This window comes from Sphaerochaeta sp. UBA5836 (assembly GCF_002432845.1).
In the GTDB taxonomy this organism is placed as follows: domain Bacteria; phylum Spirochaetota; class Spirochaetia; order Sphaerochaetales; family Sphaerochaetaceae; genus Sphaerochaeta.
In genome coordinates this window covers 69,561-75,462 of sequence record NZ_DJGW01000107.1, presented here as the reverse complement: position 1 = coordinate 75,462, position 5,902 = coordinate 69,561, and the positions used below count along the sequence as shown (strand labels likewise).

The following is a 5,902-nucleotide window of genomic DNA, read 5'->3' as shown; positions in this document are numbered from 1 at the left end:
TTCCAAATGTTGAATAAGCCATACGGCATCATACAATGAATCGGTCGTATGCTCTACCGAAATCGTTGGTATGTTGGTGTGCATGTCGCATGGATTTGCATGCCGGATTCCTTCGAAAAGCAGTGTATATAAAGGTTTACACTTATCCAATAGTTGTAGTATGCACTTATTATTGTACCTATGAAAAAGTTTTTCATAAATATTATAAACGTTTACATTTTTTCGCTGTCAAACAGTAAAACAATTGGAAATATACTCGTTGCATAAAAAGACCGGTAAGATCGCCTCACTTGATGTGGGAACGATGCAAAACAAGCTTGACAGGAAGCGTAATCCTGGAAACATACGAAAGGAGTTTTTTATGAAGAAACTAGTGGCCGTTCTGTTGGTGCTCGCACTGTTGGGTACTGCTGTCGTTGCTCAGGGTTCCTCCGAAGCAAAGAGTGACAAGGTGAAGATCTGAGCTCTGATCCGAAACCTGAACGAACAGCTCGTGAAAGACTATGCCGACAACCTGCGCAAGCTCGCAGCCGAAAAGGGTGTGGACCTGAATCTTCAGGATGCACAGGGCGACGTAGCCCGCCAGCTCGACCAGCTGAACACCCTCATCACCCAGGGCTATAAGTATTTCGTGATCATCCCCCAGGATACCAGCGCCACCGAGCAGATGGCTCAGCAGATCAAGGCAGCCGGTGGTGGAGCAGCATTCTCCAACATCCAGCCCTCCGTTGCAGCTTTGAAAGTCGGCAAGGACTTCTATCTTGCTTCCTCCCCCGAATTGGTCGCAGGCCAGTATCAGGCACAGATCATTGACGAATACTTCACCAAGTATCCTGAAAAGGCTCCCGGCAAGGTCCTGAACATGCTCTACCTCCTCGGTCAGCTCGGTCACCCGGCTCAGATCAGCCGGGAAGCAGGTTTGATTGATACCCTGAAGAGCCTCGGTTACACCGTCAACCTGATCGCCAGGGACACCGCCGACTGGTCCCCTGACAAGGCACAAGAGAAGATGGACACCTGGCTTGCAGCTCACAGAGGCAAGTTCAACCTCGTAGTGGCGCAGAACGACGGCATGGCCCTCGGCGCAGTGGAATCCTTGATCACCAATGGTTTGGTGGACAACGATCCCAGCGACGGCACCATCCTGACCTTCCCGGTCATCGGTATCGACGCAACCGCCGACGCTTTGAACTCCATGGACCAGAACAAGCTCTATGCAACCGTTCTGCAGGACTCCGTCGGACAGAGCAGCACCGCTTTCGAGCTCGCTTATGCCATGGCTACCAAGGGTAGTGCAACCGGCATGACCGCTTGGGGCATTGCTCCCTCCAGCCAGGTCATCAGTGAAGAGCCGGCAAATGATCCGGCCGTCATCGCACAGTGCTATCTGGTTCCCTTCAAGCCAGTCACCAAGGCCAACTACAAGGACCTGATGTAATGAGATCTTGTGTCTCCCGCCCGAGGGCGGGAGACACTTCATGAACGCCGAGAGCAAAGAGGAAAGAGGAAGTCACATGGAAAGCACATTCGCCTTGGAAATGGAGTCGATCACCAAGGTGTTTCCCGGAGTACGAGCCTTGGACGGTGTCACCTTCCGGGTGAAACCCGGGACGGTACATGCCCTCATGGGTGAGAATGGTGCGGGCAAATCGACGTTGATGAAGTGTTTGTTCGGCATCTACAAGGAAGACGAGGGGACCATCAAGCTCAATGGTGAAGTCCATCATTTCAAGGATAGCCATGATGCCCTGCAGAATGGGGTATCGATGATTCATCAAGAACTTTCCAATGTTCCTGAATGTTCGGTCGCCCAGAATATCTATCTTGGCCGCGAGCCCTTGAAGAAAACGGGCTTGATCGATCACAAGCGCATGAATGAGGATGCCAAGGAGCTGCTCAAGCGCCTTGAGATGGATATCAAGCCCGATTGCAGAATCGGCTCACTGTCCATCTCGATGCAGCAGACCTGTGAGATCGCCAAGGCGGTCTCCTACAACAGCCGCGTGGTGGTGATGGACGAGCCTACCAGCTCGCTCACCGATAATGAGGTGGCTCACCTGTTCAAGATCATCCGCCAACTGAAGGCCCACAATGTCGCGGTGATTTACATCTCCCACAAGATGGAAGAGATCTTTGCCATTGCCGATGAAGTGAGTGTCATGCGGGATGGAAAAATGATTGGGACCTATCCCATTTCGGATCTGACCAACGACAAGTTGATCAGCCTGATGGTAGGCCGGGAAGCCAACCTTCGCTTTCCCACGGTGAAGAGCAGCATCGGAGAGGAACTTCTTCGGGTTGAAAACCTCACATCTCTCAATCCTCGTTCCTTCAAGGATATTTCCTTCTCGCTGAGGCGAGGTGAAATCTTGGGCATCGGTGGCTTGGTGGGTGCACAGCGCACCGAGCTGATGGAAGCCATCTTCGGAGTACGAGATACCAGTGCGGGAAAGATTTTCATCAAAGGTGTGGAGATTTCCGACATCAAGCCCCGCAAAGCCATCGAGCATGGACTGGGCATGATTACCGAAGACCGGCGAGGCAGCGGGATTTTCCCGCTCTTGGATATCTCCACCAATACCTCGATAGCGTCCCTGAAAGAGTACCTGAGTAAAATCGGGCTCCTCAAGCACAAACAGCTCAAAGAGGAAGCGGCCAAGTATAACGAAGCTTTGAAAACCAAGACACCGACCATGGAGACGATGATCCAGAACCTGTCGGGGGGAAACCAGCAGAAGGTGATCATCAGCCGCTGGTTGATGACATTGCCGGACATCCTGATCATGGATGAGCCGACGCGCGGCATCGATGTCGGGGCTAAGTATGAGATCTATCAAATAATGGGTCAGTTGGTTGAACAGGGGAAGGCCATCATCATGGTCAGTTCCGAAATGCCCGAGTTGATCGGGATGTCCAACCGTGTCATGGTGCTGTGCAGCGGTCGTTGCACCGGCATCCTGGACAAGCAGCAGTGCAGCCAGGAAGCCATCATGCGCCTTGCCACCCAGTTCATGTAGGATAAGAGGGAGAATGACCGAATATGGAAATGAAGAAACTACTGAATGACAGTAAGAAACTCGCAAGCCAGTACACCACCTGGGTTACGTTTGTCGGCCTGCTTTTATTGCTGTCCGTCCTTACCAAGGGAAACGCCCTTCGCTGGAACAGTATCCGCAACCTGCTGATCGCCGAGTCGGTCCGCTCTTTTGCAGCACTCGGCGTCGGCATGATCATCATCACCAAGGGCATCGACCTCTCCATCGGCTATGTTGTCTGCCTCACGGCCAGCGTGGCTGCCTCCTTCGCCCAAAACCCCGACTATGCTTCTGCAATCTACGCCGGACAGAGTTTTCCGCTCATCGTTCCCGTGGTCGCCGCGGTTGCAGCCGGTGGGTTGTTCGGACTGTTCAACGGGTACTTGATAGCCTACGGCAAACTGTCTCCCTTCATCGCCACGCTCGGTTCGATGTCCATCGCCAAGGGTTTGCAGCTGATCTATACAAAGGCTGCCGTTGTCGGGTCGCTGAACCAAAACTTCAAGAACATCAGCCAGGGCAGTGTCGGTCCGATTCCCAACCTTATCATCTATGTCATCATCGCCGCCTTCATCGTCTGGGTGGTGCTCAAGCACACCAGACAGGGTACGCACTTCTATGCAATCGGCGGGAACGCCCAGGCCGCCCGTGTGTCGGGTATCAATGTCGAGCGTGATTTGATGATGGTGTACACCTATGCTGGAATTTTATACGGCATTGCTGGTACACTGCTTGCAAGCCGCCTTGGCCTTGCCAATTCGCTTACCGCCAATGGCATGGAGTTGGACGCCATCGCCGCCGTCACCGTCGGGGGAGTTTCCCAAAGCGGTGGTGTAGGTTCAGTCAGTGGGATGATGGTTGGTGTTTTCACCATGGGTCTGATCAACTACGGTATGTCCTTCCTCGGTGTGGACAGCTATTACCAGCAGTTGGTAAAGGGCTTCATCATCATCGTGGCTGTCTACTTTGATATGAAGAAATACGCACGCAGAAGCTAGACAAGGGGTACACCATGGGCAAGAGTGAGACAGCAACCATCAAGGACGTTGCCAAGTTGGCTGGTGTCTCCATTGCAACGGTTAGCAGGGTCTTGAACAAGCTCGGGGTGGTCAACCCCGAGACCGAGCGCAAAGTGCTCTCGGCAGTGGCGATGCTGCACTATCAGCGCAATGCGGTAGCCAGGTCGCTCAAGCTCAAGGTCACCAAGAGCATTGGGATCATGGTCCCGGAAATCTCAAATACGTTTTTCACAGAAATTGTAGAACAGCTGGAACATCTGCTCGGTCCGCTTGGCTATGCCCTGCTGGTCTGCAGTTCGGAGAATTCGGTAGTTGAGGAGAAGCGCAAGCTCTCCTTGTTGCTCGAGCGCAATGTGGATGGCTTGGTTGTCATCCCCGTCAGCGATGTGGGAGATCATTTTTGTACACCATCACTTTCCAACACTCCGTTTGTGATGATCGACCGGAAAATCGAGGGCCTGGACTGTGACATCATCCTGACCGACAACCGTCAGGGAGCCTATGACGTCACATCAGCCCTCATCCGGGAGGGGAGAAAGCGCATCGGCTTTCTCGGAGGTGATGCTCACGTCCATACTTCAGTAGAGCGCCTCCACGGGTATTTGGAGGCCATGAAGGACAATCACCTGGAGGTTGAGAAACAGTTCATCCTCCTTGGAGGCATGACACAAAAAGCCGGCTACACATTGATGCAGCAGGCCTTGGCAATGGAGCAATGTCCTGATGCCTTTTTCATGGTCAATGACATGGTCCATATCGGGGCCACCAGCTATCTGATGGCACACGAAGGACAACAGATGCGCATCCGAATGGCGTTTGCCGCCTTCGACTATCTCTACTATGCCCCGTTGTTGCAGTTCTGCCACTATGCAGTGGCTCAGCCGCTTGATCTGATCGGAGAGTCGGCCGCCCGGATTTTGATCCGGCGGATGGAAGGCGACAGGGAAGGTTTCCCTGCCACCATCGTGCTGCAGCCCACCATCCATGCGATGAGAGAGAACGGGGGGATCGTCACCGACAAGAAGTCCAAGGCCTCCCTGTACGACCACTCCCCCCGATTCAACAAGGTCTTCAGTTAGGAAGCTCCTCGTCAAAACAGACAGCCACCTTGCCGCAGGCTCCGCTTGCCATCAGGGCATACGCTTCATCAGCCTTCTCCAGGGGGAATCGGTGGGTGATGAGATCCTCGGGGTGGATGTTCCAACGCACCAGTCTCTCAACCAAGTCCTCCATCTTCCAGATGCTGGTAACCCAACTGCCGTAGATGGTCTTCTGGTCGTGCAGCATATCTTCGCTGGGATTGAAGTGGACTGTCCCTCCTTCCCCGACGAACGCAATCCTTCCCCATTTGCGGGTTGCCTTGATCGCCGTGGCCCTTCCTGGATCGCTTGCAGAGCAGTCAAAGGCCCTCTCGACTCCATGGCCGCCGGTTACTGCCTTGACTTGGGCAACATTCTCATCGGAGGGGGTGAATACGTGATCGACCAGACCGAGCTTTTTTGCCAGTTCAATACGGGCGCTCTGGCTTTCAATGCCGATGAGCTTGTTTGCACCCATCGCCTTGGCCAGCATGAGGGCGGCCAGTCCCACCGGACCGAGTCCGACAACCAATACTGCATCGTTGCCGCTCACCCCGATTTTCTCGATGGCCTCATAGACGGTTCCAAAGCCGCAGGCCACTTGTGCGCCGTCGGCATAGCTCAGCTCGTCGGGAAGCAGGACCAGGTCCTTCTCATCGCAGAGCAGGTACTCAGCCATGCCGCCGTCACGCTGCCAGCCGTAGGCAGCCCGCTTGTCGCTGGTGCAGCTGATCATGAAGCCCTGGCGGCACTCGTGGCAGACACCGCA

5 protein-coding genes are annotated in these 5,902 nt (G+C 54.0%); 4 read left to right on the top strand and 1 reads right to left on the bottom strand.

Features of this window, described 5'->3' with window-relative positions; genetic code table 11:
- Nucleotides 1-493 precede the first annotated feature (493 nt).
- From B3F49_RS10770 to B3F49_RS10755, 4 genes are all read left to right on the top strand, one after another.
- Nucleotides 494-1,438, top strand: coding sequence for a substrate-binding domain-containing protein (locus B3F49_RS10770; RefSeq protein WP_293910964.1), 945 nt, complete (start codon nt 494-496; stop codon nt 1,436-1,438).
- A 76-nt stretch (nt 1,439-1,514) separates the two neighbouring features.
- The gene (locus B3F49_RS10765) at nt 1,515-3,017 is read left to right on the top strand and encodes a sugar ABC transporter ATP-binding protein (RefSeq protein ID WP_293910962.1); all 1,503 of its coding nucleotides are present in this window, start codon (nt 1,515-1,517) and stop codon (nt 3,015-3,017) included.
- 23 nt (nt 3,018-3,040) lie between these two features.
- Nucleotides 3,041-4,033 (top strand): ABC transporter permease, encoded by a 993-nt coding sequence (locus B3F49_RS10760; protein ID WP_293910959.1) that lies wholly within the window; start codon nt 3,041-3,043, stop codon nt 4,031-4,033.
- A gap of 14 nt (nt 4,034-4,047) precedes the next feature.
- A complete protein-coding gene (locus tag B3F49_RS10755; protein WP_293910957.1) occupies nt 4,048-5,133 on the top strand; it encodes a LacI family DNA-binding transcriptional regulator in 1,086 nt (361 codons plus the stop codon).
- Here the strand turns inward: B3F49_RS10755 and B3F49_RS10750 are convergent.
- Nucleotides 5,126-5,902, bottom strand: a 777-nt coding sequence (locus tag B3F49_RS10750) for a zinc-binding dehydrogenase (protein WP_293910955.1), incomplete at its 5' end; no start/stop codon positions are given. The two genes, B3F49_RS10755 and B3F49_RS10750, sit on opposite strands and share 8 nt — an antisense overlap.

Coding starts and splice junctions, on each gene's coding strand:
- B3F49_RS10755 (WP_293910957.1), top strand. CDS start 4,048: ATGGGCAAGAGTGAGACAGCAACCATCAAGGACGTTGCCAAGTTGGCT.
- B3F49_RS10760 (WP_293910959.1), top strand. CDS start 3,041: ATGGAAATGAAGAAACTACTGAATGACAGTAAGAAACTCGCAAGCCAG.
- B3F49_RS10765 (WP_293910962.1), top strand. CDS start 1,515: ATGGAAAGCACATTCGCCTTGGAAATGGAGTCGATCACCAAGGTGTTT.